This window comes from Castellaniella defragrans 65Phen, assembly GCF_000612685.1.
Taxonomy (GTDB): domain Bacteria; phylum Pseudomonadota; class Gammaproteobacteria; order Burkholderiales; family Burkholderiaceae_B; genus Castellaniella; species Castellaniella defragrans.
Genome location: NZ_HG916765.1, coordinates 590,329 through 614,394, shown reverse-complemented (window position 1 = coordinate 614,394; position 24,066 = coordinate 590,329). Strand labels below are relative to the sequence as shown.

Here is a 24,066-nt window from a genome sequence, read left to right as displayed (position 1 = left end):
AATAATTTGATCATCTTTATCTATGCATGAGTATGCTGCGCTGCCGTCACATCCAGCACGCGCCCGGAATTCTCGGCCTGCCATAAATCATAATCGGCCTGCATCTGTAGCCACATGATGGCCGTAGGGGCTGGAATCCACTTGGCCAGCCGCAGCGCAAGCTCTGGCGTCACGCCAGATCGTCCGTTGATGAACCTGGAAAACTGTACGCGCGACACACCCAACCGCGTGGCAGCCTCGGTCACGGTGAGATCCACCGCAGGCAGCATGTCCTCTTTCAGCAGCCTGCCTGGGTGAGGTGGATTGTGCATTTGCACGGTAGGCACCAAATCAGGCTTCAACCAATTCCAACTTGCTGACGCCGGACAGATCTGAGTGCTGCCCGGCAACCCAGAGGTCATGCGCATCCTGCATCGCCAGCCAGCTTTGGGCACTGCGACCCAGCGCCTTGGACAGGCGCAGGGCCATATCAGGAGTCACGCGACTGGTGCCCTTGAGCATCCGGCTGACCGTTGATGGTGCAACATCCAGACGCAACGCCAGCGCCCGCGTGCTGACCCCGTAAGGCGCGAGATAAACCTCGGTAATAAACTCGCCAGGATGCGGGGGGTTGTACATGTTCAACAGTGATAATCCTCATAATCGATGACATACGCATCACCATCGGCAAACTCAAACGTCACACGCCAGTTCCCGTTGACAGTCACGGCCCAGCGGCCCTTCTGGTCACCCTTGAGCGGATGGAGGCGAAAACCAGGTAAATCCATGTCGTCAATTGTGGTCGCCGTATCCAAAGCAGTCAGCTGCATGCGCAAACGCTTGGCATGGCCTGCCTGGATGCCTGCGGCACTACCCGCTCGAAAAAATGACGCAGGCCTTTGTGGCGAAATGACTTGATCATTCCCATCCTAACCGTACGTTGCGCAACACGCAACGTTTTCTAGAAACCATCCCGACTACTCACCCGTTCAAACCATGCCTATTTTGCATGGAGAACCCGTTGTGATCTAGGCCCCGACCCCACCACCATAGAATTTACAGTAGAATCAAACACTTAGCCCAGCCGATGCGCTGGGCTTTTTGTTTGGTCTGTCACTTTTCTGTCAATTCCATTGGTGGACGGGTGCGCTTCGGTGCGGTGTTGTGCCATTTTCCGGCCGTCATCTCGCGAGTTTGCCTATACGCAATTCCACTCCCACAGGAATTGTGATGAACCAAACCTCCCCCCTCCGCACCACCTCCCATGTGGAGGTGCGGCATGGCTAAACCTTTTCGCGAAGGCAACGGCTGGTCGTTTCGACTACGCATCAAGGGCCAGGACGAATACCGCAGTGGCTTCCCTTCGGAGGCGGCTGCGAACAACGCTCAGGCCGAGCTACGCACCGAAATCCGGCAACAAGGCTCGGCAGTTGGCAGCGGACCATTTCGCACGTCAGTAGCCGGCGCCTTCACCACCTACGCCAAGAAGCGCCTCCCATACCTCAAAGGCGCACTCCTCGACTCACGGATCATCAATCGCTACCTGCGCGCCATTCCACCCAATTGTTGTCGATCGGTGCATCGCCATCATCCAGGTAGCGCGTGAGCGCCTCCCAGCGTTTTAAGCTGTAAGCCATTGCCCGCGCCGTCCCCGATCCGTCAGGTACACGCTGGCGCTGGGCGATCGCCACTGATGTAAGGTATTGGCAATGGGTACGGCTGTTTGCTGCCGTATCCGCTTGCGCTCATCGGCGGGCAGTTCTGTCACCTCACGTTCAACCCCGTACAGCCCACCGAACAGCTCCAGTGCCTGGGCGGCGATCTGGCTCTGATGATTGACGTGCAGATCATGGAACTTACGCCGGGCATGGGCCAGACAGCCCAGTTCCGTGATGCCGGTGGCGAACCCGGCCTTGTAGCCGGAGTAATCGTCCGTGACCAGTTTGCCGCGCCAGTCTTGCAAGAAGGTGCGGCAGTGCGCCCCGGCACGGCTGGGTGCGAAGTCATAAATGACCGCACGCAGGCTGTCGTAGGATGTGGACGTGTACGCCCACAGATACGCCCGCTGGGTCTTGCCCGCGCCGGGCGTGAGCATCTGCACCGGTGTCTCGTCGGCATGCAGCACCGTACGGCCCAGCATCTCGGCCTTGAGCGCATCGACCAGGCATGGTGGATGTCGGTGCGCGGCAACTCGACAGGCAACCGCAGACGGCGCGGTGCTTGCGGTTTCTGGGGCGTAGCCGCAGGCTCATCGCGCAAGGCGGCCAGTTCTTCCTCGATGGCCGCCAGATCCTCGTCCATCGTCTCTTGCAGCACACTGAGCTGGGCGGCATTGAGCTGCTCGCTGCGCTTGCCATAGCGCCAGCGCTTGTACATCGCCAGTTCGTGGGTGAGCTGATCGATATGCGTCTGCTTGGTGTGGATCAGTTGATCCTGTGTGGCAAGCTGCCCGTCACGCACGGCCACGTCGCCCATCAGTTGCTGGACCAAGGTGCGTAGCTGTTGCTCATCGAGGTGATCGAGGGATGTTGCCGAATCCATGGGCCGCAGTATGCCGCAGTTGGCTCGGTGACAGTATCGGCATCTTGCCTGATTTACAGCACCGAGATCGTGCCCGCTGATCCCACATGCTGCCACGGCAGGCCCAGCACCAGGGCATGCCACTGCTCGGTGTCCAGTCCGACACGGGATCCGTGCGTTGCATCGGCCCAGACGAACTTGCCCCGGTTCAGGCGTCGGGCCGCCAGCCACACGCCAATGCCGTCGTGCACCAGCACCTTCATGCGATTGGCCCGCCGGTTGGCGAAGCAATACGCATGATGCGGGTGAGCCGCGCCAAACGCCGTCACCACGCGCGCCAGCGCTGTGCCCGCACCTGCGCGCATGTCCAGCGGCTCGGTGGCCAGCCAGATGGCTTCAATGCGAATCATCGCAGCCACTCGCGCAGCCAGGACACGCACGCCCCGGCGTCGCTGACCGGCCAGCGCACCGTCGCCTGCACAGCACCACGCGCCAGATGAATCTCGATATGATGACCTACACCAGGTACACCCGCGGGCATGATCGGCACAAACGCCGTTGCGGGCTGTCGTTCGGCCTGTCGAATCCATTTGTGAACCACATTTGCGTTGATGCCGTGCGAGAGTGCTACGCCGGCCACTGACACGCCGGGTTGACTGCACTGGGCCACAATCTGAGCCTTCAAGTCCTTCGGATAAGAGCGCCGCTGGCGCAGCGGAGCCAATTCTGCCTTGCTCATGGTGTCCACCTAAAAATGGTGGACACTATCGGAAGCGACCCGGAGGGCTCAAGATGGATTCACCGGGTGCTTACCCTTGGCGGCCCTGACATAAAAGCGCACGTGGCCTTTGCGCTCGTGGGGCAGGCCCGGCCCAGGTGTACCATCCCGCCAATGATGCGATGCGCGCGGCCCAACTTTGGGGGTGCTATTCAATCACCAAAATCATCCGGCCATTGTTGCGCCCCATGCAGCACGCGCAGGATGCGCACGACATCCCCATAGATGCGATAAGGCGCGATATAGGGCGTCTGACCGATGACCAGTTCTCGGGTGTCCTCAACGCGGCCAAGCCGGCCGAACTCCGGGTACTGTGCAAGCCGATTGACCTGTTCTTCGATACGACTGTCAACCAATACCGCTGCTTTGGGGCTTTCCGACTCGATGTAATCGAAAATCCTGTCGCGGTCTTCCATCGCAAACTCCGACCACTCGACCTTCACGCCTTGCCCTCGGCTTTGCGCATGGCGGCGGCGCGGCGTTTGGCGAAATGGGCAGAGGCCTCTTCGTTGGACACGGCAGGACGCGGGTCGCTCAAGGCCTCTTGAACCTTGGCGCGGAACCAGGCGTCGTGCGCCGCCGGATCAACGGCAAAGTTGAACGGCAGCGTCCCTTCATTGGCCACACGGGTCAATAGAATACGCACAGCATCCGACACGGTGAGGCCCATGTTGTTGAGCACTTCCGTGGCCCGTTCTTTCAGAACGGGGTCGATGCGAGTTTGAACCAATGCACTGGCGGACATAGCGAGCCTCCTGTGGGATAGGCTTGAGCCATCATGATTGTAATTCAATTGCATTACATCATCAAGGAAATCTGTAATCGGCCCTGAATTATAAATAACTCATTGATTTTATTGTAAAATAAAGCCACTCCAGACTATCAAATCCCCCAAAAACAGCCCGCTGGGGCTCATTTTCTGGGAGATTGCCCCGAAACCGCATGAGCCAGATTGACGATTTTTTCCGCAGCCGCCTGGACCAGATGATTGATCTGCGTAAACCCCTGGCGGTGCTTGCCACGCATATTCCTTGGCAGGAACTGGAGGCGGCTGTCGCACACCGTTTTGCGCGTCAGGTGCGCACCGGCCGGCAGGTTGAGGATATTGATCTGTTTGGCCCGACGATGGCCGTGGTAGGGGCCGGCCATTCAAACGCGGGGCGTCCCCGGCTGCCGATGCGGCTGATGATTTCGCTGCTGTATCTGAAGCACACCTTCAACGAGAGCGATGAAGGCGTCTGCGAACGCTGGAGCGATGCACCCACCTGGCAGTATTTTTCGGGGCAGGAGTATTTCGAGAATCGCCTGCCGTGCGATCCCAGCGCCATCAGCCGATTCCGGGGGCTGTTGGGTGAGGAAGGCGTCGAAGAGCTGCTGGTGCAGACTTTGGTGGTGGCCATCAAGCTGGGGCTGATCGAGCGCACGGCGATGCAGTCGGTGATAGTGGACAGCACCGTGCAAGCCAAGGCGGTGGCGCATCCCACCGACAGCCGTTTGCTGGAGGTGGCGCGCCAGAAGATCGCCTGCGCGGCCAAGGCGCACGGCATTGCGTTAAAGCAGAGCTACGCCAAGGAAGGCCGGGAGCTGGCCAGGAAAGCGGGCCGCTATGCGCATGCCAAGCAGTATCGGCGCATGCATAAGACGATCAAGCGCCAGCGCACGATTCTGGGCCGTCTGGCGCGTGACATTGAGCGCAACAAGACAGTGCTGGCGCAGAGCATCCAGGACGCCTTGGACCCGTTATTGGCTCGCGCACATAAGATCGCGGCTCAGAGCCGTCGGGGCGCGAAGGTGAAGGGAAAAGACAAGGTCTACAGCTGGCACGCCGATGAGGTGGAGTGCATCAGCAAGGGCAAGGCCCGTACGCCCTATGAGTTTGGAGTGAAGGTGGGCATTGTCACCACCTTGAAGGGGAATCTGATCGTGGGAGCACGCAGCTTCCCTGGCAATCCGTACGATGGCCACACACTGGCCGAGCAGTTGGAGCAGTCCCGCATCCTGATGGAGGCGGTGGACGTGGCTCCGCAGACCGTCTACACGGATCTGGGCTATCGAGGCGTTGATGCCGAGATCCCGGAATATAGCCTTAAACACCGAGGCAAATTCAAACGTCTCACCGACCAGGAGCGCCGAATGCTTAAACGGCGCCAGGCGGTGGAGCCGGTCATTGGGCATCTGAAAAGCGATCATGGAATGAATCGCTGTCATTTGAAAGGCCAAACGGGTGATGCGATCCATGCGGTGTTGTGCGCGGCAGGCTTCAATATCAAGTGGCTGCTGCGCATGATTGCCCGCAAGGGCATCGGCCCTTTATTTTTGTGCCGATTTATTGCGTGGATTGGTCGTCAGATTCAACGCCTGATGCCCATGATGGGCTCAAGAGGCGATTGGGTTGATCCGGTGGGCTGCCTGCCCTATCGAAATCCGTGGCCTCGGATCGCCGGAAATTCGGCCTGAAACAGGACAAATGAATTTTTCAGGGACGACTCTGTACAAGCTCATCCAATCTGCACAGTCGTGTGCATCACTTTCCCAACTTGTCCATCTTGCTGTGCAAGCGTTGCTCTGGCCCTCGTACGCCCTAACTCCTCTGTCCGAAAAACATATACAAATATCGGACCAGGGTGCCCTATGAACGATATCAAAGCCCAACTCAGACCGACATCGACGCGGCCGCTCCCGGTCGAGTGTGGGTGCCGGCCGATTTTTCTCACTTTGACGGTCGTGATGCCGTGGATAAGGCGCTCCAACGCTTGGTCCGCGGCTGGCCAGCTTCGTCGCATTGACCGTGACCTGTACGACCGGCCCAGGGAGAACAACCAGACCAAGAAGACAGCGGCCCCGGACTACCGTGCCGTGGTGGATTCGATCGCACGCCGCGACCAACTGCGCCTGCTGGTTGATGGCATGACCGCTGCCAACGACCAGGGCCTGGCGGACGCGGTGCCCGCACATGTCACCATCCATACCGACGCACGCCGGCGCACCATCCAGCTCGATAATCTGACCATCACTTCAAGCTCACCGCTCCGAACCGCCTGCATTGGGCCGATCGGCCCGCCATGCGCGTCGTGCAAGCACTGCACTGGCTCAAGGACACCCTGCCTGCGGACAAACCCCGTATCGTCAAGCGATTGACTCAACTGCTTGCCGATACACAAGGCGATGCCATCCGCCAGGACTTGATGGCAGACAAAATCACCTCCCGCCCTGATGTTTTGCAAGCCGTAGCATTAGCCTACTTGCGAACGGAGACCCCTATTCCCTAGAATGTTCCCTCGGTATCAACCACTTTTGAAAAGGTCCTTTATCCATGCTGGCTTACGATCATTTTTCGATCGTGCCCCGGGCCACCAGAATTGGCGCCTGACTGTTCTCAGTCGGGCGTTTTGTTTTGGCGGAACCCCGCGTGATGCGCCGGGAGCCGGCTGCGCCCAGATGGCCGGCCACGCATGAGGGTCGTCTGGACGCCGGAAGCCCTTGCAGGATCGGCAGCGGCCCCAGGCGCCGCGGCATTTAGGCCAGCGCGTCCGCCATTTCGGCGGTGACCCGGAGAAACACGTCTATGTCCTCGGGCGTATGCACGTGCAGGGGGGATATGCGTACGCCTCCGCCGAGCCCGAATGAATCCAGCATCCGTTTTGAATAGATGCTGGCGGCGGTCCGCTGATAGACCACCACGCCGCGCCGCTCGTATTCCAGGACGGCTTCCGAGCAATCGAGACCGCCCAGGTCGATCATGACGATGAGATCACGCTTGCTCAGGTCGGGATGATCGAGATGCACCTTCACCTTCGGAATATGCCGCAGCCCCTCGACCGATCCGCTGCCTTCCAGCAACCGTGACAACAATGCGCGCTCGTGCAGTTCGATGCGGGTCATTCCGCTTGCGAACAAGTCGCGGCGATCGCGGCTGTCGGTGAACTTCCCGCCCAGCCAGCAGACATACGAGACGATCTCCGTCATGGCCGCGAACTGCCAAGGCGTGCCGCTGCCCAGGCCCCAGGCATCGGCGTTCTTCCCCTGGAGCTTGTGGTGCGGCAGCACGGCGGCCCGATCCGACAGCCAGGCCATCCCCGAGCCGCGCACGCCGAAAATCTTGTACGGCGCAATATTGATGCCGTCCACCGGCGTGCGCTGGAGATCGATCAGACCATGAGGCGCGTGTTGCACGGCATCGACGAGAATGTAGAGATCCGGCTTGATGGCGCGCGTCCGCCGGACGATTTCCTCAAGGTCCAGCTTCGCGCCCGAAATGTTGGATGCACAGATCACGTTGAGCAGGCAGGTGTCCTGGTCGATCAATTGCACGATCGCGTCGACGTCGATGCCGCCGGTACGCGGATTGCTCTGCGCGACCCGCAGTTCCCTGCCCGACCGTTGCGCATAAAGGGACATCGCATCGAACGCCGAAGGATGTTCCAGCACGGTGGTCACCATATTGGTCCCGGCCACGTTTTCCGCGACGGCGCGCACCATGTCGAACATGACCGAAGAAGCCGTCTGGGCCGCATGGATGCTGCCCCCTTTCGCGTTCAGCAAGCAGCGGAAGTCCGCCTCGCCCCTGGCCTGGACATCCTGCAGGCGGCGCGCCACCGTGTGGACGCGCTCGATGTTGTCCGGAATCGCATCCAGTTCGGCCAGGCGCTCCAGCACGGATTTCAATCGAAACGCTCCGCCGGCATTGTCGAAATACAGGCGCTTCTGGCCCGCATGGTCGTGATCCACCTGATGGAATCTGCTTTTGATCTCGGACATGAGGTCTTCAGGAAGGAATTGGCCTTGAGAAAGGGACATAAGACGCTCTTGAAATGGTTTCACGGAATGTCGGCGATTATGAAACCGATCCAAGTTCGATGAAAGGGAGATTTTTATATCCAAATAGATGAAATAAAGCGATATGTGGAACCACCGGCTCATCCGCCGGGCCGAACCCGCCGGACGACCGGTTCGGGAGGTTCATGGGCATGGCCATCACGGCCCTCCGCACTCCTAGGGAATACCCTAGAATTCATATCCAGCAGCGGCCAATGCAGCCCCTGAAAAGAGTGCCCACCCCCTCTTCAATTTGAATATAGATTCCATATAACATCATGATTCATATGGAAATTATTCCCCATGAACAGGCCCACGGATCCGCGCAAGAACAAACATTCTTTTTAGGAATGGGAAAACCTCAAATTAATTCCCTTTTGCGCTTCCGCATTTTTTTGCATGATGCACGCTGGATCGATTTGATGGGATCCAATGGCCATGCGAGATATTCTTTTGCACGGCGCCTTCATCGAAGCGATCCGCCGGGAACGCGGAAAGCCGGTTCGGCCCCGCAGGCGGATCGATCGATCATAATCATCAAGCACCGGAGAGACGCATGAAATTCAAAATCGCATTGAAAGCCACCGCCATCGCTTTGGCCCTGGGCGCCAGCTGCGCCGCATCGGCCAACGCGCTGGATGACGTCAAGAGCCGCGGCACGCTCGTCTGCGGCACGCTGGGGACGTCGGAACCCTTCAGCTTCCAGGATCCCAAGACACGCCAGGTCGTCGGCTACGAAGTCGATCTCTGCCAGGAAATCGCAGACCATCTGGGCGTCAAGCTGGAAATCAAGATGATCGCCGTGGCGGCGCGCATCCCCGAACTGGTCGCCGGCCGGGTGGACGTCGTGGCGGCCAATCTCGGCTGGTCTCCCGACCGGGCCCAGCAGATCGATTACAGCTACGCCGACTACGTCAGCCCGCAGAAAATCCTGATCCGCAGTTCCGATGCCGATACGCTGAAGACGCCTGCGGACCTGTCGGGAAAACGGGTCAGCGCGGTCAGCGGTTCGTCTTCGGAAGCCGGCGCCAAGCGCCTGATCCCGAACGTCACGACCGTGACGTTCAAGGATCCGCCGACCTCGTACCTGGCGCTGCAGCAAAACAAGGTTTCCGGCTTCGTCGGATCCGAGCTCATGCTGCTGAAATTCGAGCAGGAATCACGGAAAACGGGCAGCAAGACCCAGATGATCGACAAGCCGCTGTTCACCGAGCCGTGGGGCATCGGCGTGCGCAAGGGCGAAAAGGAACTGCTGGCGGAAGTCAACGACACACTGGCCCAGCTGGAAGCCTCCCAAAAAGCCCAGGCGATCTTCGACAAATGGTTCGGCAAGGACACCAAGTTCTACACGAAGCGCACATTCAAGTTCGAGGAAATCAAGGGCTAGTCGAATAAAGGAAGGGCGGTCGCTTCATGAACTACACACTGGATTTTGCGGCGTTGCTCGGCAACGGCTACCCCGCCCTCATTCTCGGGGGGCTGCTGACGACGCTCGAAATGACCGCCCTCGCCTGGCTATTGGCGTTCGGGCTGGGCAGCGTGCTGGCCACGCTGCGCATGCTCGACATCCGCCCCCTCAACTACGCCATTGCGCTGTATGTGGCGTTTCACCGCAACGTGCCCATGCTGGTCCACATTCTGCTGTGGTATTTCGGGGTCGCGGCCGTCCTGCCGGCGGGGCTGAACGACGCCATCAACCAATGGGGCGGAGAATTCCTGTTTTCCACGATCGCCATCGGACTGGTGACGGCCGCCTATGTCGCCGAAGACTTGCGCAGCGCCATCCGCGCCATCCCGGACGGCCAGATGGAAGCCTCGCGCTCATTGGGCCTGAGCTACCTGCGCTCGATGCGCAAGATCGTGCTTCCGCAGGCGTTCGCCATCGCCATCCCGTCGCTGATGAACCAGACGCTGCTGCTGTTCAAGAATACGAGCCTCGCCATGGCGATCGGCCTGATCGAACTGACCGGCGCCGGACGCGAAATCGAATCCGCCACCTTCAAGACCTTCGAGGTCTATCTCGTCGTCACGGCCCTGTACCTGGCCGTGTCTCTCGTCCTGATGCTGGGGGGCGCCTGCATCTCAAAACACCGCTCTGCCGCGGCCAGAAGCTGACAAGGCAAACATGCTGGATATCATTTTCGACAACTGGCTGCTCCTGCTGGTGGGTCAGTATCCCAATGGCGCGATAGGCGGCCTGGCGGCGACCGTCGGCCTGGCCTTGATGAGCCTGGCGCTGGCCTTCCCGCTAGGCATCGCGCTTGCGCTGGGCCGGATCAGTTCCATACGGATTTTCTACTGGCCCAGCACCGCCGTCGTCTACATCGTCAGGGGCCTGCCGCTGATCATGTTCATTTTCTGGGCATATTTCTTCGTGCCCATCCTGATCGGCCGGCCGGTGGGAGGCGCGGCCACCATGGTCACCGCCCTGGTGATCTACGAAAGCGCCTACCTGGCCGAGATCATCCGCAGCGGCATCCAGGCCCTGCCCGCGGGCCAGCTCGAAGCAGGCCGTTCGCTGGGCCTGAGCTACACCCGGACCATGCGGCGCGTCATCCTGCCGCAAGCGCTGTACAACACGCTGCCCAGCATGCTCAGCCAGTTCATTTCGACGGTGAAGGAAACCTCGCTGGGATTCGTCATCAGCGTGCACGAACTGACGTTCGCGGCGGCGCAGATCAACAACATCCTGTTGACCAAGCCATTCGAGGTCTTTTCCCTGCTGGCGCTCACGTACTTCACCCTCAATCTGATTCTCGGCGGTTTCGTGAAGCTGATCGAAAACCGCATCCAGATCAAACGCACATCAGCAATCCAGGTGGCCTGAATGATTCAATTTGAAAACGTGGGCAAATGGTACGGGGACTACCACGCCCTCGACGACATCAATGCGGAAGTCAAGCAGGGCGAGGTCGTCGTCATATGCGGGCCGTCGGGATCGGGCAAATCCACCCTGATCCGCACCATCAATCGCCTCGAATCCATTCAGCAAGGAGCGATTTACGTCGACAAGACGCCCGTCCACAGCTGCCGTTCGATCGACGAACTGCGCAGCCATATCGGCTTCGTGTTTCAGCAATTCAATCTCTTCCCCCACATGAGCGTGCTGGACAACCTGACGATGGCGCCCGTCATGCTCGGAAGGCTGAACCGGAAACAGGCCAAGGAGACGGCCATGGCGCTGCTGGAGCGTGTGGGGCTGTCCCACAAGGCGGGAGCATTCCCCGGGCAGCTTTCCGGGGGCCAGCAGCAGCGCGTCGCCATCGCCCGCGCCCTGGCCATGCAGCCCCGGATCATGCTTTTCGACGAGCCCACCAGCGCGCTGGATCCGGAGATGGTCAACGAAGTGCTGCTGGTGATGAAGTCGCTGGCGAAAGACGGAATGACCATGGTGTGCGTCACCCACGAAATGAACTTCGCCCGGGACGTCGCCGACGTCGTATGGTTCATGGATGCCGGCAGGATCGTCGAAATGGCGCCTCCCGACCAGTTCTTCACGCGGCCGGCGTCCGACCGGGCGCTCAAGTTCCTGTCCGACATCAGGCACTGACCGGTGCACATCAGTAGTGCACATCAGGCGTGCACATCAGCTCATATCGGGTCAAATCAGTTCATGACGGCCGAGCCGTAAGGCACGGCAAAATTGCAGTGCTCCCTGGCCAGGTCCGCGACCTCCTGGTACAGCACGCTGTTCATGTTCTTCATGTACATCGAGCAATACTGGGACTGGGGCATGGGCTTGGTGGTCTGGGCAACGATCAGTTTTCTCTGCTGCACCAGGCCATAGAAATAGTCCAGTGGCAGGCACGACACGCCAAAACCGGCCACCGTCAGGCCCGCCATGGCCAGCAGGCTGTTGATCGTGAAAAGATTCTGTTCCGCCCTATGGGGTTTCAGCCATTCGTCATAGACGGCGTTCAACCCGGACTCCTGATCCTGGCGAATCAGGAACATCCGCGAAATTTCCTCCGGCGTGTATACCTTGTCGCTGGAAATCAGCTCGGGGCTGCCCATCCAGGCGAACTTCAGGACCCCGAGCGGCTCCGCCTGCAGCAGCGGGCCGCGCAGGTCGCCATGCAGGAAGGCCATGTCCAGACGCGCCTCGAGCAGGTTCTTGTGCAATTCCGCAGCCATGCCGATGATCGGGACCACCTTCAATTGCGGGAAGAATATCTTCATCTGGCGCATCAGATCGGGCAGCCATGTCATGGCGGTGATTTCGGTGATCCCCAGCCGGAGCGTGCCGGAAAACGTGTGATGCCCCTTGAGCCTGATCAGCATCACGTCGCGCAGCGACAGCAGGTCGTCGGCCATCTCGAAGATCTCGCGGCCCTTCTGCGTAATGACCGCTTTTTTCGATGAGCGGTCGAAGATCTGGACATCGAAGTCGGCTTCCAGCTCCTTGATCCGTTTCGTGATCGCCGACTGGGTGGTATTGAGCTTGTCCGCCGCCTTGGCGAACCCACCCAGTTCCACCACCCAATAAAGCGCTTCTATCTGTTTGAACGTCAACATGGCCGTGCCGGAGATCCGCCTTCGAGTCCTGTGCTTCAGCGTAGTCTATCCCAGTCGAAACGAGCCCGGCCGCGGCTTCCGGCGCCGCTGAACGGCCTCGGGCAGTATCATGACCGGACGGCGGCGCCCCACGGCGCAGCCGCCACGACCCATCCACCGGAGACGGCGCCATGAAGCGCAAGCGTCCATCGCAGGCGGCGGCCGGCAGGCCGGCCGCCAAGGCGCCGCCCGCCCAGCCCCGCCTGCTGCTGTTCAACAAGCCTTTCGGCGTGCTGACCCAGTTCAGCGACGACCAGGGACGCGCCACGCTGAAGGACTTCGTCGACGTGCCCGGCGTCTACCCGGCCGGGCGGCTGGACCGCGACAGCGAAGGCCTGCTCCTGCTGACCGACGACGGCCGCCTGCAGGCGCGCATCGCCGATCCCCGGCACAAGATGGAAAAAACCTACTGGGTGCAGGTCGAAGGCGAGCCGGCCGAGGCTCAATTGCAACGCCTGCGGACCGGCGTGGAGCTGAACGACGGCCCCACCCTGCCCGCCCAGGCCCGCCTGCTGGGGGAACCGCGGCTCTGGCCGCGCGATCCGCCGGTGCGTTTCCGCAAAAGCATCCCGACCGCCTGGCTGGAGATCACCCTCCGCGAAGGCCGCAACCGCCAGGTGCGGCGCATGACCGCGGCTGTGGGATTGCCGACCTTGCGCCTGGTGCGCACGCGCATCGGGCCCTGGCGCCTCGAAGACCTGCGGCCCGGCATGTGGCGCGAGGTCGATCCGCCACCCGGCACCAGCGCCCTGCTGCGAGCCGACGCCGACATGTACCGGGCCAAAGCGATGTCGCGCAAGCCCCGCCCATGACACGACACCGATATCCGATCCAGGCGCACGACGTCGAATTCACCGCCATCCGCGCTCAAGGCGCGGGAGGCCAGAACGTCAACAAGGTTTCCAGCGCCGTCCATCTGCGCTTCGACATTCATGCTTCCACGCTGCCCGAATCCGTCCGCGAGCGGCTGCTGGGCCTGCGCGATCATCGCATCACGGCGGCGGGCATCATCGTGATCAAGGCGCAATCCAGCCGCAACCAGGCGCAGAACCGGCAGGAGGCGCTGGCGCGCCTGCAGGAGATGATCGACCGTGCCGGCGACATCCCCGAGGCCCGGCGCCCCACGCGACCCACGCAGGGGGCCAGGCGCCGACGTCAACAGGCAAAGACCGAACGCAGCGCCCTCAAGCAGTTGCGCGCCAAGGTGGCGACGGACTGACCGTGTTCAGGCGCGCTGCGCCAGCGCCCAGGCCACGTGCTCGCGCACCAGGGCGCTTTCATGGTCGGCGCGGCCGAGCAGGGCGGCGCGCAGTTCGCGGGCCTGGGCCGCATCGGCTTCGCGCAGCGCATTGCCCAGCGCCACGGCGATGTTGCGCAGCCAGCGCTCGTGATCGATGCGCCGGATCGGCCCGCCCTCGGTCCGCTTGAGGAACGTCTCCTCGTCCCAGGCGAACAGCTCGACGAGCCGGCGGCCGACCAGCGGCGCGCGCTCGTCGAAATCGGGCAGCGTCGAGGTCTGCGCGTACTTGTTCCAGGGACAGATCGTCTGGCAGTCGTCGCAGCCGTAGATGTGGTTGCCCATCAGCGGGCGCAGTTCCTCCGGGATGGGACCGTGGTTCTCGATGGTGAGATAGGAAATGCAGCGGCGCGCGTCCACCACGCCGGGCGCCACGATGGCGCCCGTGGGGCAGACGTCGATGCAGGCGGTACAGGTGCCGCAATGCGCGCTCACCGGATCGGTGGGCTCCAGCGCGAAGTCCACGAAGATCTCGCCCAGGAAGAACATCGAGCCCGCATCGCGCGAGAGCACCATGGAATGCTTGCCGCGCCAGCCCAGGCCGCTGCGGCTGGCCAGTTCCTTTTCCAGCACGGGCGCCGAATCGGAAAAGACGCGGTAGCCGAACGGACCGACCAGCGCCTCGATGCGGTCGCACAGCTTCTGCAGGCGCGCGCGCACGACCTTGTGGTAGTCGCGCCCCCGGGCATAGAGCGACACCACGCCCTCGCCGGGATCGGCCAGCCGCGCGCATTCGCGGGCCTGCCAGTCGGGCGCGGTGTCGCGCGGCAGATAAGGCATGCGCGCGGTGATCACGCTCACCGTGCCGGGCACGAGTTCGGCCGGACGCGCGCGCTTGAGGCCGTGCCGCTCCATGTAGTGCAGGTCGCCGTGATAGCCCCGGGCGAGCCATTGCAGCAGGTGCGGCTCGGCCGAGGACAGGTCCACCCCCGAAACCCCGATGTCGGAAAACCCCAGCTCCCGTGCCCAGGCCCGGATCTGGCGGCTCCACTGATTGTTGCCGTTCATCGGGAAATTATAGGGAAATCGCCTCCCCGGCCCATGGTCCGGAAAACCCCGGCAGGCATCGGCCATGCCGCGGCCCGAAGGCCCGCGCACGCGCATCAGCTTCGCTTCATCTTTCCATCGTAAGATGCCCGGATGCGCATCCTCCTGATCGAAGACGACCCCTCGCTGGGCGATTCCCTGCAGTCGTGGCTGCGGATGGACGGCTACACGGTGGACTGGCTGCAGCGCGGCGACCAGGCCGCCGCCGCGCTGGCGGCGCACGAGTACCAGTGCGTCCTGCTGGACCGGGGCCTGCCCGGCCTGGACGGCGACGCCGTGCTGCAGGCCCTGCGCGGCGCCGGATCGCCGCGCGCCCGCCTGCCGGTGATCGTGATCACCGCGCGCGACACGCTGGCCGACCGCGTGCAGGGCCTGGACCTGGGCGCGGACGACTACCTGGTCAAGCCCTTCGACCTCGAAGAGCTGTCGGCCCGGGTGCGCGCGGCCCTGCGCCGCGGCGCGGCGCAGGACACCCCCGAATTGCGCCATGGCGCCGTCGCGCTCGACCCCGCCGCCAAGCGTGTGACGCTGGACGGCGCGCCGGTCACGCTCACCGCGCGCGAATTCGCCGTGCTGCACGCCCTGATGCGCCGCCCCGCCCACATCCTGAGCCGCGCCCAGCTGGAGGAAGCCCTGTACGGCTGGGGCGAGGAAGTGGAGAGCAACGCCATCGAGGTCCACGTCTACAACCTGCGCAAGAAGCTGGGCAACCGGTTCATCGTGACGGTGCGCAACCAGGGCTACGGACTGTGCCCCGCATGAGATCCCTTCGATGGCCCTGGACCCGGCGCCGGCCCGGCGGGCCTGGGGACGCCCCGCCGGCGCGCGGCGGCTGGTCGCTGCGGCGGCGCCTGCTGCTGGCGGTGATGGGGACCAGCATCGGCCTGTGGCTGACCAGCCTCGCCATCGTGGTCGGCGTGGCCTGGTTCGCCACCAGCGAGGTCTTCGACGACGCGCTGGAAGAAGGCTCGCGCCTGGTCCTGCGGATCGGCCTGCCGGGAGAAGCCGCCGACGGCATCCGGGGGCCGCGCACGGAGCGCGGCGACACCCTGAAGCTGCGCATGTACTACCAGCTCGTGGCGTCCGACGGCCGCGTGCTCCTGCGCGGCGAGGACACGCCGCACACCGCCTTCCTGCCCGATGCACGGGGCAAGACGATGGCCACGGTGCGGGTCGAGGACGAGTTCTGGCGCGTGCACGTGCGCCCCGGCCCGGGCGGCGTCACCGCCCAGGTGGCCCAGCCGATGGAGGAGCGCCTGGAGCTGCTGGAGGACATGGCCGAGAACCTGGCCTGGCCGGCCCTGGGGCTGCTGGCGATGCTGGGCCTGCTGAGCTGGCTCCTGATCCGGCGCCTGCTGCGGCCGCTGGAGGAGACGGCCATGCTCATCGACGCCAAGTCGCCGCACGACCTGACGCCGGTGCGGGCGCCGAACCCGCCGCGCGAACTGCTGCCGATCCTGGACGCGCTCAACGCGCTGCTGGCACGCCTGTCCACGGCCCTGGACAGCGAGCGGCGCTTCACGGCCGACGCGGCGCACGAACTGCGCACGCCGCTGGCCGCGCTGCGCATGCGCGTGCAGCTCATCGAACGCGAACTGCGCCTGCCCGACGCCCACCTGCGGCAGTTGCGCGCCGACCTGGACCGCTGCACCGCGCTGGTGGAAAGCCTGCTGGCGCTGGCCCGCCTGGAGCCGCGGGCCGAGCCCGCGGCGCTCGAATCCGTGGACCTGGAGGCGCTGCTCGACGGCCTGCAGCTGGAAGCGATGGCGCCGGACATGCGGATCGAGCGCGCCCTGGCGGCGCCGCGGCTGCGCGCGGCGCCCGCGCTGCTGGCCAGCGCGCTGCGCAACCTGATCGACAACGCCGCGCGCTACGGCCGCGCGGGCGGCCGCATCCGCATCGAATCCTCGCGGCTGCCGCAAGGCGGCACGCGCCTGGCCGTGCGCGACGACGGCGCGGGCGTGCCGCCCGAGCAGCGCGCGCGCCTGGGCGAGCGGTTCTTCCGGGTGCTGGGCACCGGACAGGCGGGCAACGGCCTGGGCCTGTCCATCGTGGCACGCATCGCGGCGCTGCACGGCGCGTCCCTGCGCTTCGAGGACGGGCTGGAGGGCCGTGGCCTGGGCGCGGTGCTGGATTTCCCGCCGGACTAGGGCCCGCCCGCACCAGGCCGCATCAGATTGCCTTCAGCTTCGTCCTGTCCAATGGAGTCGTCCCGCGAATCGCGGCTTCTCATGCACACGCAGACGCAGACGCACATATGTACATGCACCTGCACGTGCGCCGAAAGAAAGGAATCGAAACCATGCGCCATCCCTCCCTGTCCCTTCTTGCCGCCGCGGCCCTGGCCCTGGGCGCCGCCACCGCCATCGCCCAGCCCACGGGCTACACCGGCCCCAGCAACGCCCCCAAGGCCGCCGCCCCGGGCGGCTACTCCGGGCCCAGCTCCATCCCGCTGACGACGGTCAAGCAGCTGCTCGACACCGGCCGCGACGACCAGCCCGCCCGGCTGCAGGGCCGCCTCGTGTCCTTCGAGGGCGACGAGCGCTACACCTTCGAGGACGCGACGGGCCGCATGATCGTGGAGATCGACGCCGAGGATTTCCCGGCCGGGCAGACCGTGAGCGCCGAACAGCGCGTGGAACTGGTGGGCGAGTTCGACAAGGGCCTGCGCAAGGACGAGTTCGAGGTGGAGCGCGTCATCCTGCTGCCCTGAACCCGGCGAGCGACACGACCGATACGGACGGGCGCGCGCCCGTCCTTTTGCCTCCAGGCCCCCCGCGGCCCCCCTCCGGATCGATGAAGGAACCCGATGAACACCGAAGAAATCCGCGCCATACTCACCATCTGCCTGCTGGCCTCGTACGCCGACGGCGACAAGCACGATCGCGAACGCGAACAGATCCGCCAGGTGGCGCAAGGCCTGGCGCAGGACCAGCGGATCAACCTGCCCGGCCTGTACCAGGAGGTGCTGATGCGCCGGGTGCAGCTCGCCGACGTGCTGCCCAGCCTGGCGAGCGGCGAGGCGCGCCAGCTGGCCTATGAAATGGCCGTCTGCGTATGCGAGGCCGACGGCCGGACCAGCGCGCCGGAACAGGCTTTCCTCGCCCGCCTGCGCGAGGCGCTGGGCCAGGCGCCGGCGGAATTCGACGCGCAGGCCGACGCGCTGGCGGCCGCGCCGCTGGACGCGGCGTCCGTGATGGCCGAGGCGGCGCCGGCAACCGTGGCGGGGGGAGAAGCGCCGCATCCCGCTGCGTCCGATGCGACCACCGCGCCCGATGCGACCGATATGCCCGATGCGCCGTCCGGCACCGCCGCGCAACGCCGCCCCGGCGCGCTGTCGGCGGCGGAGATGGACGGCAAGATCCTCAATGCGGCGATCCTCAACGGCGCCATCGAACTGCTGCCCGAGAACCTGTCCACGCTGGCCATCATCCCGCTGCAGATGCGGCTGGTCTACCAGATCGGCCAGAGCCACGGCTACGAGCTGGACCGCGGCCACATCAAGGACCTGCTGGCCACCCTGGGCGTGGGCCTGACCTCGCAGTACCTGGAACAGGCGGGCCGCAAGCTGCTCGGCGGCCTGCTGGGCAAGGTGGGCGGGGGCCTGCTCGGCGGCCTGGGCCGCCAGGCGGTCAGCAGCGGCATGAGCTTCGCCTCCACCTACGCGCTGGGCCACGTCGCGCACCAGTACTACGCCGGCGGCCGGACGCTGAGCACGCAGATGCTGCGCGACGCCTACCAGCACGTGATGGCGGACGGCCGCCGGATGCAGGACCGGTACCTGCCGCAGATGCAGGACATGTCGCGCGGCCTGACGACCACCCGGATCCTGCAGATGGTGCGCGGCGGCTGACCGGGGAACGGAGGCGCGCCGCCCCGGTTCCCGACTCGTCCGCGGGGGATTCCCGCGCCCACGGCGGCGACAGGGTTTATGCTCGTCGGAACCGCATGCTCGACGCAGCCGCCCGCTCATCGAACCCGCACGCGTGGCAAGCCCGCATGCGCGTCGAAACCGCCTGCTCGCCGGGCCCGCACCAGGAGCTCCCCATGCGCACCCAGCCACTCGTCCTCCTCGCCGCGCTCCTTCTCGCCACGGGCGCCGCCCGCGCGCAGGAGGGCGCCCCGCACGACATGCACGCGGCACCGGCACCCCCGCCGGCGGCGGCACACATGCCCGCGCACGCGCCCGCCCACACGCCTGCGCACGCGCAGGAACACGCCCAGCCCGAGCGCGTCATCGAGATCGCCATGGACGACGCCATGCGCTTCCACCCCGACCGGATCCCGGTGCGGCCGGGCGAGACCGTGCGGCTGCGGCTGCACAACGCCGGCAGGCTGTCCCATGAATTCGTCCTGGGAAAACTCGATGAGATCCTGGCGCACGCCCAGGAGATGCGCGCCCACCCCGGCATGCCGGCGCATCACGAGGCCAACGCGCTCACGCTGGAGCCAGGCCGCAGCGGGGAACTGGTCTGGACGTTCGGCCAGCCGGGCACGCTCGATTTCGCGTGCACGATCCCGGGTCACTACGAAGCCGGCATGCGCGGCCAGTTCCTGATCGAATAGACGGACGCCCCGCAACGAACGGCCGCACGAGCCCATGGACGCACAGGTCCCCGCCAGGACTTCCGCCGGCCCTCACCCGCGCAGGGACGCGCCCACCAGCCACAGCACGACGCTCAGGGTCACGAACGAGCCGAGCGTCGCAACCAGCAGGGTCGAGGCGCACCAGGACTGCTCGTCGTATTTCTGCGCGATGATGGGAAAGATGCTGAACATGGGCAGGGCGGCAATGATGACGCCGGCCGCCTGCAGCAGGGGGTCGCCGGGCAGGAACGCCCAGAGGGCCAGCGCGACGGCCAGCGGATGCAGGATCAGCTTGCCGGCGCTGACCCACAGGATGCGCGGCAGGTCGCCGCCCGGCCGCAGGCCGACCAGCGTGCCGCCGATGACGAAGAGCGCCACCGGGCCGGACGCGCCGGCGAATAGATCGACGACCCGCGCCACGGGCAGCGGCAGCCGCAGCTGCAGCAGCGAGCAGGCGAAGCCGCCCAGGATGGCCAGGATCAGCGGATTGCGCAGCAGCCCGCGGAGCAGGCCGAGCAGCACGCGCAGGCGCCCGCCGCCGCCATCGCCCGCCGGCTCGGCGATGATGAGGGCGATGGGCAGCACCACGAGGTTTTCCACCAGCATGCACAGCGCCAGGGCGACGGCGGCATCGTGGCCGAGGAACTGCAGCACCAGGGGAAAGCCGATGAAGCCGCTGTTCGACAGCGAGCTGCCGACGGCGATCATGCCCAGCGCGGGCCGGGAGAGGGGACCGAGGAACAGCCGGGCGCCGGCCGTGCACAGCGCCAGGCAGGCCACGGAACCGAGCGCGTAGGCGCCCAGGTAGCCGAGGTTGAAGATCTCGTCCAGGGAGCGTTCGGCCAGCGCCTTGAACAGCAAGGCCGGCAGGGCGAGCTGGATGACGAAGCGGCCCAGCACCCGGACGTCGTCCTTGCTGAAGAAGCCGAGCCGGATGGCCGCGAAGCCGATGGCGATGGCCGCAAAAAGCGGCCCGATGATGGCAAGGATGTTCAGCATGGAGGGAAGGAATCGCCGGAGGGCGCAGCGCCGGGTGGGGCATTTTACAATGGCCGCTTCACGCTCACGGCGATGCGGAAATCCGGCCCGAAGGCCTGTTCCAGGGTCTGCACCTGCCCCAGCAGGCTGCAGTCGTAGCCCACCAGATCCCGCACGTAGGCCTGGTAGGCGTCGCCGTTCATCAGGTCCAGCAGCCGCTGCAGCGACTGGGTGCCGACCAGTTCCTTGTTGATGCCGAAGAAATAGCGCTCCCGCGCCAGGGGGATGAATTCCAGCCCGCAGCGCCAGGCGGCGGTCTCGACCCCGATGCCGACGTCGGCCATGCCGCTGGCGATGTGGGCGGCGATGGCCATGTGCGTGAATTCCCCGCTGTCGAAACCGGTGACGTCCTTCGAGTCGATGCCCAGGCGATCCAGCATCAGATGCACCAGGAAGCGCGTGCTGGAGCCGATCTGCCGGTTCACGAAGCGCACGTCCGGGCGCACCAGGTCGCTGACCGAGCGGATGCGCTTGGGATTGCCGGGCTGCACGAACAGCCCGGTGTTGCGCTCCGCCAGGTGCAGCAGCAGCATGCGGTCCGGATCGAGCCAGCGCCTGTAGTGCTGCAGGATCGGCTTTTCGTATTCCGCGAGCGGCACCTGGAATCCGGCCAGGTCGCATTCCCCGCGGTCCAGCGAGGCCAGCGCCTCGATCCCGGTGCGGTAGCGCAGTTCCAGCGGCAGCATGTCGTGGTCGTTGGCCAGGCGCATCAGGCCCTCGACGGCGAAGCCGTGGCTGGCATGCAGGCGCAGCACGGACATTTCCTCGGAATACAGGCGCTGCAGCTCTTCCTGCAGCTCGGACGCCAGGCTCTCGAAGGTGGGCGCCAGGCGCGCGTCGATGCGCCGGTTGGCCCACAGCAGGTGCTGCGCGAAGCTGGTCAGACGCGAACCGCGCCGCCGCGAGGTTTCGATCAGCGGCGCCTGGAATTCCGCTTCGGCCTTGCGCAGGATGCCCCAGGCATGCCGGTAGGACATCCCGCGCGCCTGACAGGCCCCCGCGATGTGGCCGTGCTCGTCGACGGCGGCCAGCAGCCGCAGCACCTCGCCCATGGGCAGTATTTCCCCGGATTGCTTTTCCAGCACCCATTCGGAATGCAGCCGGGGTTTGAACCGGTAAACCGCCATGTCTCCTCCTGAAAGTCTTATTAATATGAATTCGATTGCCTATAAAAAAGCAACCATGATCCAAATATGTTTTTATTATCTTATTGAAATCAAATTATTTTCAAGAGTAGAGTAAATCAACGGCACTGAATTATATATGCACGAATAAACCTATTAAAGCGCATGCCCGCCGATCATGCGCCGGAGACGAAGCCATGGACACCATCCGGTCCGATGCCGACGCAGCCCCGCACGACGCCCACCCGCTGGTGCGGGACATCCTCGCCCGGCACGCCGGCCGGCCCGGCGCCCTGCTGCCGATCCTGCACGACGTGCAGGACGCCCTGGGCTGGATTCCCGAGCCGGCCGTGCCGCAGATCGCCGCCGCCCTGCAGCGGTCCCGCGCCGAGGTCCACGGCGTGATCAGCTTCTACGGCCACTTCCGCACCACGCCGCCGGCGCGCACGCAGCTCGAAGTCTGCCGCGCCGAATCCTGTCAGGCCTGTGGCGGCAACGCCCTGTACGAGCACGCCCGGGCGCGCGTCGCCGCCGGGGATCCCGGCGAAGTCTCGCTGGCCCCGGTGTACTGCCTGGGCCTGTGCGCCCAGTCGCCCGCCGTCATGATCGATGGCCGCCCCCACGCGCGCGTCACCCCCGAGAAACTGGACGCCCTGCTGGCGGCGGCGCGGGAGGCCTGAGCCATGGAACACATCCGAACCATGGAACGCATCCTCTACGTCCCGCAGGACACCGCCGCCCTGGCCATGGGGGCTGACGCGGTGGCCGACGCCTTCCGCGCGGAAGCCGCCCGCCGCGGCCTGGACCTGCGCATCGTGCGCAACGGCTCGCGCGGCCTGCTCTGGCTCGAACCCCTGGTCGAGGTCGAGACGCCCGCCGGACGGATCGCCTACGGCTCCGTCGCACCGGAAGACGTCCCGTCCATCCTGGACGCGGCCTGTACTCCCTGTACGGACGGCGCCCCGGGCGGTGCCACCCGAGGCGGCGCGGCCGCGGCGGGCGGCGCCCATCCCCTGTGCCACGGCCCGACCGAAGACATCCCCTACCTGAAGAACCAGGAGCGCCTGACCTTCGCCCGGGTCGGCCTGATCGACCCGCTGAGCATCCCCGACTACGAGGCCCACGGCGGCTTCGCCGGGCTGCGGCGGGCGCTGGACATGGCGCCCGAGGCCATCGTCGACGCGGTCACCGAATCCGGCCTGCGCGGCCGCGGCGGCGCGGCCTTTCCCACCGGCATCAAGTGGCGCACCGTGCTGCAGACCCCGGCGGCGCAGAAATACATCGTCTGCAACGCCGACGAAGGCGACTCGGGCACGTTCTCCGACCGCCTGCTGATGGAGGGCGACCCCTGCGCGCTCATCGAGGGCATGGCGATCGCCGGCCTGGCCGTGGGCGCCACGCGGGGCTACATCTACGTCCGCTCCGAATATCCCCAGGCCGAACGGGTCCTGGCCGGCGCCCTGCGCGCCGCGCGCGAGGCCGGCTGGCTAGGCGACGACATCCGGGGCTCGGGCCGCGCCTTCGACATCGAGCTGCGGCGCGGCGCGGGCGCCTACATCTGCGGCGAGGAAACCTCGCTGCTCGAAAGCCTGGAAGGCCGCCGGGGCCTGGTGCGCGCCAAGCCGCCGCTGCCCGCCGTGCGCGGCCTGTTCGGCTGCCCCACCGTGATCAACAACGTGATCTCGCTGGCCACGGTGCCCTTCATCCTGGCGCGCGGCGCGCAGGCCTACCGCGACTTCGGCATGGGCCGCTCGCGGGGCACCCTGCCCTTCCAGCTGGCGGGCAACATCCGCCAGGGCGGCCTGGTCGAAAAGGCCTTCGGCCTGACGCTGCGCGAGCTGCTGTACGGCTTCGGCGGCGGCAGCGCCTCGGGGCGTCCCCTGCGCGCGGTCCAGGTGGGCGGCCCGCTGGGCGCCTATCTGCCCGAATCCCAGTGGGACACGCCGCTGGACTACGAGGCCTTCCTGGCGATTTCCGCCATGCTGGGCCACGGCGGCGTGGTGGCCTTCGACGACACGGCCGACATGGCCGCCCTGGCCGAATACGCCATGGAATTCTGCGCCATCGAATCCTGCGGCAAATGCACGCCCTGCCGCATCGGCTCGGTGCGCGGCACCGAGGTCATCCGCGCGATCCGCGACGGCCGGGACCGCGAGACCCGGGCCGAACTCCTGCGCGACCTGTGCGACACCATGATGGCCGGATCGCTGTGCGCGCTGGGCGGGATGACGCCCTACCCCGTGCTGTCCGCCCTGCGCCATTTCCCCGAGGACTTCGGCCTGTCCCCCGCCTCCGTTCCCCAGACCGCCTCGCAGCCCGCCTAGGAG

At 65.1% G+C, this 24,066-nt stretch carries 28 protein-coding genes and 2 pseudogenes; 16 read left to right on the top strand and 14 right to left on the bottom strand.

Annotated features, from left to right (window positions below; all coding sequences use genetic code 11):
* Nucleotides 1-20: 20 nt before the first annotated feature.
* The 3 genes from BN940_RS02690 to BN940_RS02680 are packed head-to-tail and all read right to left on the bottom strand — an operon-like array spanning nt 21 to nt 809.
* Nucleotides 21-311 carry a HigA family addiction module antitoxin gene (locus tag BN940_RS02690; RefSeq protein WP_043679861.1) on the bottom strand — a complete coding sequence of 97 codons (291 nt, stop codon included), beginning with the start codon at nt 309-311 and terminating at the stop codon, nt 21-23.
* A 19-nt stretch (nt 312-330) separates the two neighbouring features.
* The gene (locus BN940_RS02685; protein ID WP_043679858.1) at nt 331-618 is read right to left on the bottom strand and encodes a HigA family addiction module antitoxin; all 288 of its coding nucleotides are present in this window, start codon (nt 616-618) and stop codon (nt 331-333) included.
* A 2-nt stretch (nt 619-620) separates the two neighbouring features.
* Complete coding sequence (locus tag BN940_RS02680) at nt 621-809, bottom strand: type II toxin-antitoxin system RelE/ParE family toxin (protein WP_338075599.1); 189 nt, start codon at nt 807-809, stop codon at nt 621-623.
* A gap of 449 nt (nt 810-1,258) precedes the next feature.
* On the opposite strand from BN940_RS02680, the gene BN940_RS19300 reads away from it, so the two are divergent.
* The gene (locus BN940_RS19300) at nt 1,259-1,585 is read left to right on the top strand and encodes a hypothetical protein (protein ID WP_162177827.1); all 327 of its coding nucleotides are present in this window, start codon (nt 1,259-1,261) and stop codon (nt 1,583-1,585) included.
* Here the strand turns inward: BN940_RS19300 and tnpC are convergent.
* The 6 genes and pseudogenes from tnpC to BN940_RS02660 all read right to left on the bottom strand — a co-directional run bounded on the left by tnpC (nt 1,512) and on the right by BN940_RS02660 (nt 4,022).
* Nucleotides 1,512-2,119: pseudogene (tnpC, locus tag BN940_RS20205) on the bottom strand (IS66 family transposase). The gene BN940_RS19300 and the pseudogene tnpC sit on opposite strands and share 74 nt — an antisense overlap.
* A gap of 92 nt (nt 2,120-2,211) precedes the next feature.
* Nucleotides 2,212-2,355 (bottom strand): annotated as a pseudogene (locus BN940_RS20200) (transposase domain-containing protein); the annotation flags it as partial.
* A gap of 218 nt (nt 2,356-2,573) precedes the next feature.
* A complete protein-coding gene (gene tnpB, locus BN940_RS02670) occupies nt 2,574-2,909 on the bottom strand; it encodes an IS66 family insertion sequence element accessory protein TnpB (RefSeq protein ID WP_043679855.1) in 336 nt (111 codons plus the stop codon).
* Nucleotides 2,906-3,238, bottom strand: coding sequence for an IS66-like element accessory protein TnpA (tnpA, locus tag BN940_RS18215; protein ID WP_148304866.1), 333 nt, complete (start codon nt 3,236-3,238; stop codon nt 2,906-2,908). The genes tnpB and tnpA overlap by 4 nt, the downstream gene beginning before the upstream one ends.
* A gap of 191 nt (nt 3,239-3,429) precedes the next feature.
* Nucleotides 3,430-3,720: a type II toxin-antitoxin system RelE/ParE family toxin gene (locus BN940_RS02665; protein ID WP_043679852.1), complete on the bottom strand. Its 291-nt coding sequence runs from the start codon at nt 3,718-3,720 to the stop codon at nt 3,430-3,432.
* Nucleotides 3,717-4,022, bottom strand: a complete 306-nt coding sequence (locus tag BN940_RS02660; RefSeq protein WP_043679849.1) for a type II toxin-antitoxin system RelB/DinJ family antitoxin — start codon at nt 4,020-4,022, stop codon at nt 3,717-3,719. Before BN940_RS02660 ends, BN940_RS02665 begins: the two co-directional genes overlap by 4 nt.
* 197 nt (nt 4,023-4,219) lie before the next feature.
* Here BN940_RS02660 and BN940_RS02655 point away from each other — a divergent pair, with 197 nt between their 5' ends.
* Nucleotides 4,220-5,734 carry an IS5 family transposase gene (locus BN940_RS02655; RefSeq protein ID WP_148304855.1) on the top strand — a complete coding sequence of 505 codons (1,515 nt, stop codon included), beginning with the start codon at nt 4,220-4,222 and terminating at the stop codon, nt 5,732-5,734.
* 174 nt (nt 5,735-5,908) lie between these two features.
* Nucleotides 5,909-6,415: a DUF6088 family protein gene (locus BN940_RS18210; protein ID WP_242404256.1), complete on the top strand. Its 507-nt coding sequence runs from the start codon at nt 5,909-5,911 to the stop codon at nt 6,413-6,415.
* A gap of 378 nt (nt 6,416-6,793) precedes the next feature.
* Here the strand turns inward: BN940_RS18210 and BN940_RS02650 are convergent, their stop codons facing one another.
* Nucleotides 6,794-8,074, bottom strand: coding sequence for an aminotransferase class V-fold PLP-dependent enzyme (locus BN940_RS02650; protein WP_043679847.1), 1,281 nt, complete (start codon nt 8,072-8,074; stop codon nt 6,794-6,796).
* A gap of 574 nt (nt 8,075-8,648) precedes the next feature.
* On the opposite strand from BN940_RS02650, the gene BN940_RS02645 reads away from it, so the two are divergent.
* The 4 genes from BN940_RS02645 to BN940_RS02630 are packed head-to-tail and all read left to right on the top strand — an operon-like array spanning nt 8,649 to nt 11,642.
* A complete protein-coding gene (locus BN940_RS02645; protein WP_043679844.1) occupies nt 8,649-9,479 on the top strand; it encodes an ABC transporter substrate-binding protein in 831 nt (276 codons plus the stop codon).
* 26 nt (nt 9,480-9,505) lie between these two features.
* The gene (locus BN940_RS02640; protein ID WP_043679840.1) at nt 9,506-10,207 is read left to right on the top strand and encodes an amino acid ABC transporter permease; all 702 of its coding nucleotides are present in this window, start codon (nt 9,506-9,508) and stop codon (nt 10,205-10,207) included.
* Between the two features lie 10 nt (nt 10,208-10,217).
* Nucleotides 10,218-10,919 carry an amino acid ABC transporter permease gene (locus BN940_RS02635; RefSeq protein WP_043679837.1) on the top strand — a complete coding sequence of 234 codons (702 nt, stop codon included), beginning with the start codon at nt 10,218-10,220 and terminating at the stop codon, nt 10,917-10,919.
* Complete coding sequence (locus tag BN940_RS02630) at nt 10,920-11,642, top strand: amino acid ABC transporter ATP-binding protein (protein WP_043679834.1); 723 nt, start codon at nt 10,920-10,922, stop codon at nt 11,640-11,642. It abuts the gene before it with no gap.
* Nucleotides 11,643-11,698: 56 nt separating this feature from the next.
* On the opposite strand, the gene BN940_RS02625 is transcribed toward BN940_RS02630, so the two are convergent.
* On the bottom strand, nt 11,699-12,607 hold the full coding sequence (locus tag BN940_RS02625) for a LysR family transcriptional regulator (protein ID WP_043679831.1): 909 nt from the start codon (nt 12,605-12,607) through the stop codon (nt 11,699-11,701).
* 170 nt (nt 12,608-12,777) lie between these two features.
* Here BN940_RS02625 and BN940_RS02620 point away from each other — a divergent pair, with 170 nt between their 5' ends.
* Together BN940_RS02620 and arfB are read left to right on the top strand one after the other, a co-directional pair.
* Entirely contained in the window at nt 12,778-13,458 is a 681-nt protein-coding gene (locus BN940_RS02620; protein ID WP_084330471.1) for a pseudouridine synthase, read from the top strand.
* Nucleotides 13,455-13,865, top strand: a complete 411-nt coding sequence (gene arfB, locus BN940_RS02615; protein WP_043679827.1) for an alternative ribosome rescue aminoacyl-tRNA hydrolase ArfB — start codon at nt 13,455-13,457, stop codon at nt 13,863-13,865. The genes BN940_RS02620 and arfB overlap by 4 nt, the downstream gene beginning before the upstream one ends.
* Nucleotides 13,866-13,871: 6 nt before the next feature.
* Here arfB and queG read toward each other — a convergent pair whose 3' ends face one another.
* Entirely contained in the window at nt 13,872-14,921 is a 1,050-nt protein-coding gene (queG, locus tag BN940_RS02610; protein ID WP_043685617.1) for a tRNA epoxyqueuosine(34) reductase QueG, read from the bottom strand.
* Between the two features lie 162 nt (nt 14,922-15,083).
* Here queG and BN940_RS02605 point away from each other — a divergent pair, with 162 nt between their 5' ends.
* The 5 genes from BN940_RS02605 (at nt 15,084) to BN940_RS02585 (ending at nt 19,556) form a co-directional block, all read left to right on the top strand.
* Nucleotides 15,084-15,752, top strand: a complete 669-nt coding sequence (locus BN940_RS02605; protein ID WP_043679824.1) for a response regulator transcription factor — start codon at nt 15,084-15,086, stop codon at nt 15,750-15,752.
* On the top strand, nt 15,749-17,140 hold the full coding sequence (locus BN940_RS02600) for an ATP-binding protein (RefSeq protein ID WP_043679821.1): 1,392 nt from the start codon (nt 15,749-15,751) through the stop codon (nt 17,138-17,140). Before BN940_RS02605 ends, BN940_RS02600 begins: the two co-directional genes overlap by 4 nt.
* Before the next feature lie 152 nt (nt 17,141-17,292).
* Nucleotides 17,293-17,703 (top strand): YgiW/YdeI family stress tolerance OB fold protein, encoded by a 411-nt coding sequence (locus BN940_RS02595; RefSeq protein WP_043685614.1) that lies wholly within the window; start codon nt 17,293-17,295, stop codon nt 17,701-17,703.
* Nucleotides 17,704-17,799: 96 nt separating this feature from the next.
* Nucleotides 17,800-18,843 carry a YcjF family protein gene (locus tag BN940_RS02590; RefSeq protein WP_043679818.1) on the top strand — a complete coding sequence of 348 codons (1,044 nt, stop codon included), beginning with the start codon at nt 17,800-17,802 and terminating at the stop codon, nt 18,841-18,843.
* Between the two features lie 194 nt (nt 18,844-19,037).
* Nucleotides 19,038-19,556, top strand: coding sequence for a cupredoxin domain-containing protein (locus BN940_RS02585; RefSeq protein ID WP_043685611.1), 519 nt, complete (start codon nt 19,038-19,040; stop codon nt 19,554-19,556).
* Between the two features lie 72 nt (nt 19,557-19,628).
* Here the strand turns inward: BN940_RS02585 and BN940_RS02580 are convergent, their stop codons facing one another.
* Both BN940_RS02580 and BN940_RS02575 read right to left on the bottom strand, forming a co-directional pair.
* Nucleotides 19,629-20,576, bottom strand: coding sequence for an AEC family transporter (locus tag BN940_RS02580; RefSeq protein WP_043679815.1), 948 nt, complete (start codon nt 20,574-20,576; stop codon nt 19,629-19,631).
* A gap of 44 nt (nt 20,577-20,620) precedes the next feature.
* Nucleotides 20,621-21,742 (bottom strand): substrate-binding domain-containing protein, encoded by a 1,122-nt coding sequence (locus BN940_RS02575; RefSeq protein WP_043679813.1) that lies wholly within the window; start codon nt 21,740-21,742, stop codon nt 20,621-20,623.
* 194 nt (nt 21,743-21,936) lie between these two features.
* On the opposite strand from BN940_RS02575, the gene BN940_RS02570 reads away from it, so the two are divergent.
* A complete protein-coding gene (locus BN940_RS02570) occupies nt 21,937-22,419 on the top strand; it encodes an NAD(P)H-dependent oxidoreductase subunit E (RefSeq protein ID WP_043679810.1) in 483 nt (160 codons plus the stop codon).
* Between the two features lie 3 nt (nt 22,420-22,422).
* Entirely contained in the window at nt 22,423-24,063 is a 1,641-nt protein-coding gene (locus BN940_RS02565) for a formate dehydrogenase beta subunit (RefSeq protein ID WP_148304865.1), read from the top strand.
* The last annotated feature ends 3 nt before the right edge of the window (nt 24,064-24,066 follow it).

What these genes read in the sequence shown, in the direction of transcription:
- BN940_RS02690 (WP_043679861.1), bottom strand. Translation starts at nt 311, where the DNA reads ATGCACAATCCACCTCACCCAGGCAGGCTGCTGAAAGAGGACATGCTG.
- BN940_RS02685 (WP_043679858.1), bottom strand. Translation starts at nt 618, where the DNA reads ATGTACAACCCCCCGCATCCTGGCGAGTTTATTACCGAGGTTTATCTC.
- BN940_RS02680 (WP_338075599.1), bottom strand. Translation starts at nt 809, where the DNA reads ATGCAGCTGACTGCTTTGGATACGGCGACCACAATTGACGACATGGAT.
- BN940_RS19300 (WP_162177827.1), top strand. Translation starts at nt 1,259, where the DNA reads ATGGCTAAACCTTTTCGCGAAGGCAACGGCTGGTCGTTTCGACTACGC.
- tnpB (WP_043679855.1), bottom strand. Translation starts at nt 2,909, where the DNA reads ATGATTCGCATTGAAGCCATCTGGCTGGCCACCGAGCCGCTGGACATG.
- tnpA (WP_148304866.1), bottom strand. Translation starts at nt 3,238, where the DNA reads ATGAGCAAGGCAGAATTGGCTCCGCTGCGCCAGCGGCGCTCTTATCCG.
- BN940_RS02660 (WP_043679849.1), bottom strand. Translation starts at nt 4,022, where the DNA reads ATGTCCGCCAGTGCATTGGTTCAAACTCGCATCGACCCCGTTCTGAAA.
- BN940_RS02655 (WP_148304855.1), top strand. Translation starts at nt 4,220, where the DNA reads ATGAGCCAGATTGACGATTTTTTCCGCAGCCGCCTGGACCAGATGATT.
- BN940_RS18210 (WP_242404256.1), top strand. Translation starts at nt 5,909, where the DNA reads ATGAACGATATCAAAGCCCAACTCAGACCGACATCGACGCGGCCGCTC.
- BN940_RS02650 (WP_043679847.1), bottom strand. Translation starts at nt 8,074, where the DNA reads ATGTCCCTTTCTCAAGGCCAATTCCTTCCTGAAGACCTCATGTCCGAG.
- BN940_RS02645 (WP_043679844.1), top strand. Translation starts at nt 8,649, where the DNA reads ATGAAATTCAAAATCGCATTGAAAGCCACCGCCATCGCTTTGGCCCTG.
- BN940_RS02640 (WP_043679840.1), top strand. Translation starts at nt 9,506, where the DNA reads ATGAACTACACACTGGATTTTGCGGCGTTGCTCGGCAACGGCTACCCC.
- BN940_RS02635 (WP_043679837.1), top strand. Translation starts at nt 10,218, where the DNA reads ATGCTGGATATCATTTTCGACAACTGGCTGCTCCTGCTGGTGGGTCAG.
- BN940_RS02630 (WP_043679834.1), top strand. Translation starts at nt 10,920, where the DNA reads ATGATTCAATTTGAAAACGTGGGCAAATGGTACGGGGACTACCACGCC.
- BN940_RS02625 (WP_043679831.1), bottom strand. Translation starts at nt 12,607, where the DNA reads ATGTTGACGTTCAAACAGATAGAAGCGCTTTATTGGGTGGTGGAACTG.
- BN940_RS02620 (WP_084330471.1), top strand. Translation starts at nt 12,778, where the DNA reads ATGAAGCGCAAGCGTCCATCGCAGGCGGCGGCCGGCAGGCCGGCCGCC.
- arfB (WP_043679827.1), top strand. Translation starts at nt 13,455, where the DNA reads ATGACACGACACCGATATCCGATCCAGGCGCACGACGTCGAATTCACC.
- BN940_RS02605 (WP_043679824.1), top strand. Translation starts at nt 15,084, where the DNA reads ATGCGCATCCTCCTGATCGAAGACGACCCCTCGCTGGGCGATTCCCTG.
- BN940_RS02600 (WP_043679821.1), top strand. Translation starts at nt 15,749, where the DNA reads ATGAGATCCCTTCGATGGCCCTGGACCCGGCGCCGGCCCGGCGGGCCT.
- BN940_RS02595 (WP_043685614.1), top strand. Translation starts at nt 17,293, where the DNA reads ATGCGCCATCCCTCCCTGTCCCTTCTTGCCGCCGCGGCCCTGGCCCTG.
- BN940_RS02590 (WP_043679818.1), top strand. Translation starts at nt 17,800, where the DNA reads ATGAACACCGAAGAAATCCGCGCCATACTCACCATCTGCCTGCTGGCC.
- BN940_RS02585 (WP_043685611.1), top strand. Translation starts at nt 19,038, where the DNA reads ATGCGCACCCAGCCACTCGTCCTCCTCGCCGCGCTCCTTCTCGCCACG.
- BN940_RS02580 (WP_043679815.1), bottom strand. Translation starts at nt 20,576, where the DNA reads ATGCTGAACATCCTTGCCATCATCGGGCCGCTTTTTGCGGCCATCGCC.
- BN940_RS02575 (WP_043679813.1), bottom strand. Translation starts at nt 21,742, where the DNA reads ATGGCGGTTTACCGGTTCAAACCCCGGCTGCATTCCGAATGGGTGCTG.
- BN940_RS02570 (WP_043679810.1), top strand. Translation starts at nt 21,937, where the DNA reads ATGGACACCATCCGGTCCGATGCCGACGCAGCCCCGCACGACGCCCAC.
- BN940_RS02565 (WP_148304865.1), top strand. Translation starts at nt 22,423, where the DNA reads ATGGAACACATCCGAACCATGGAACGCATCCTCTACGTCCCGCAGGAC.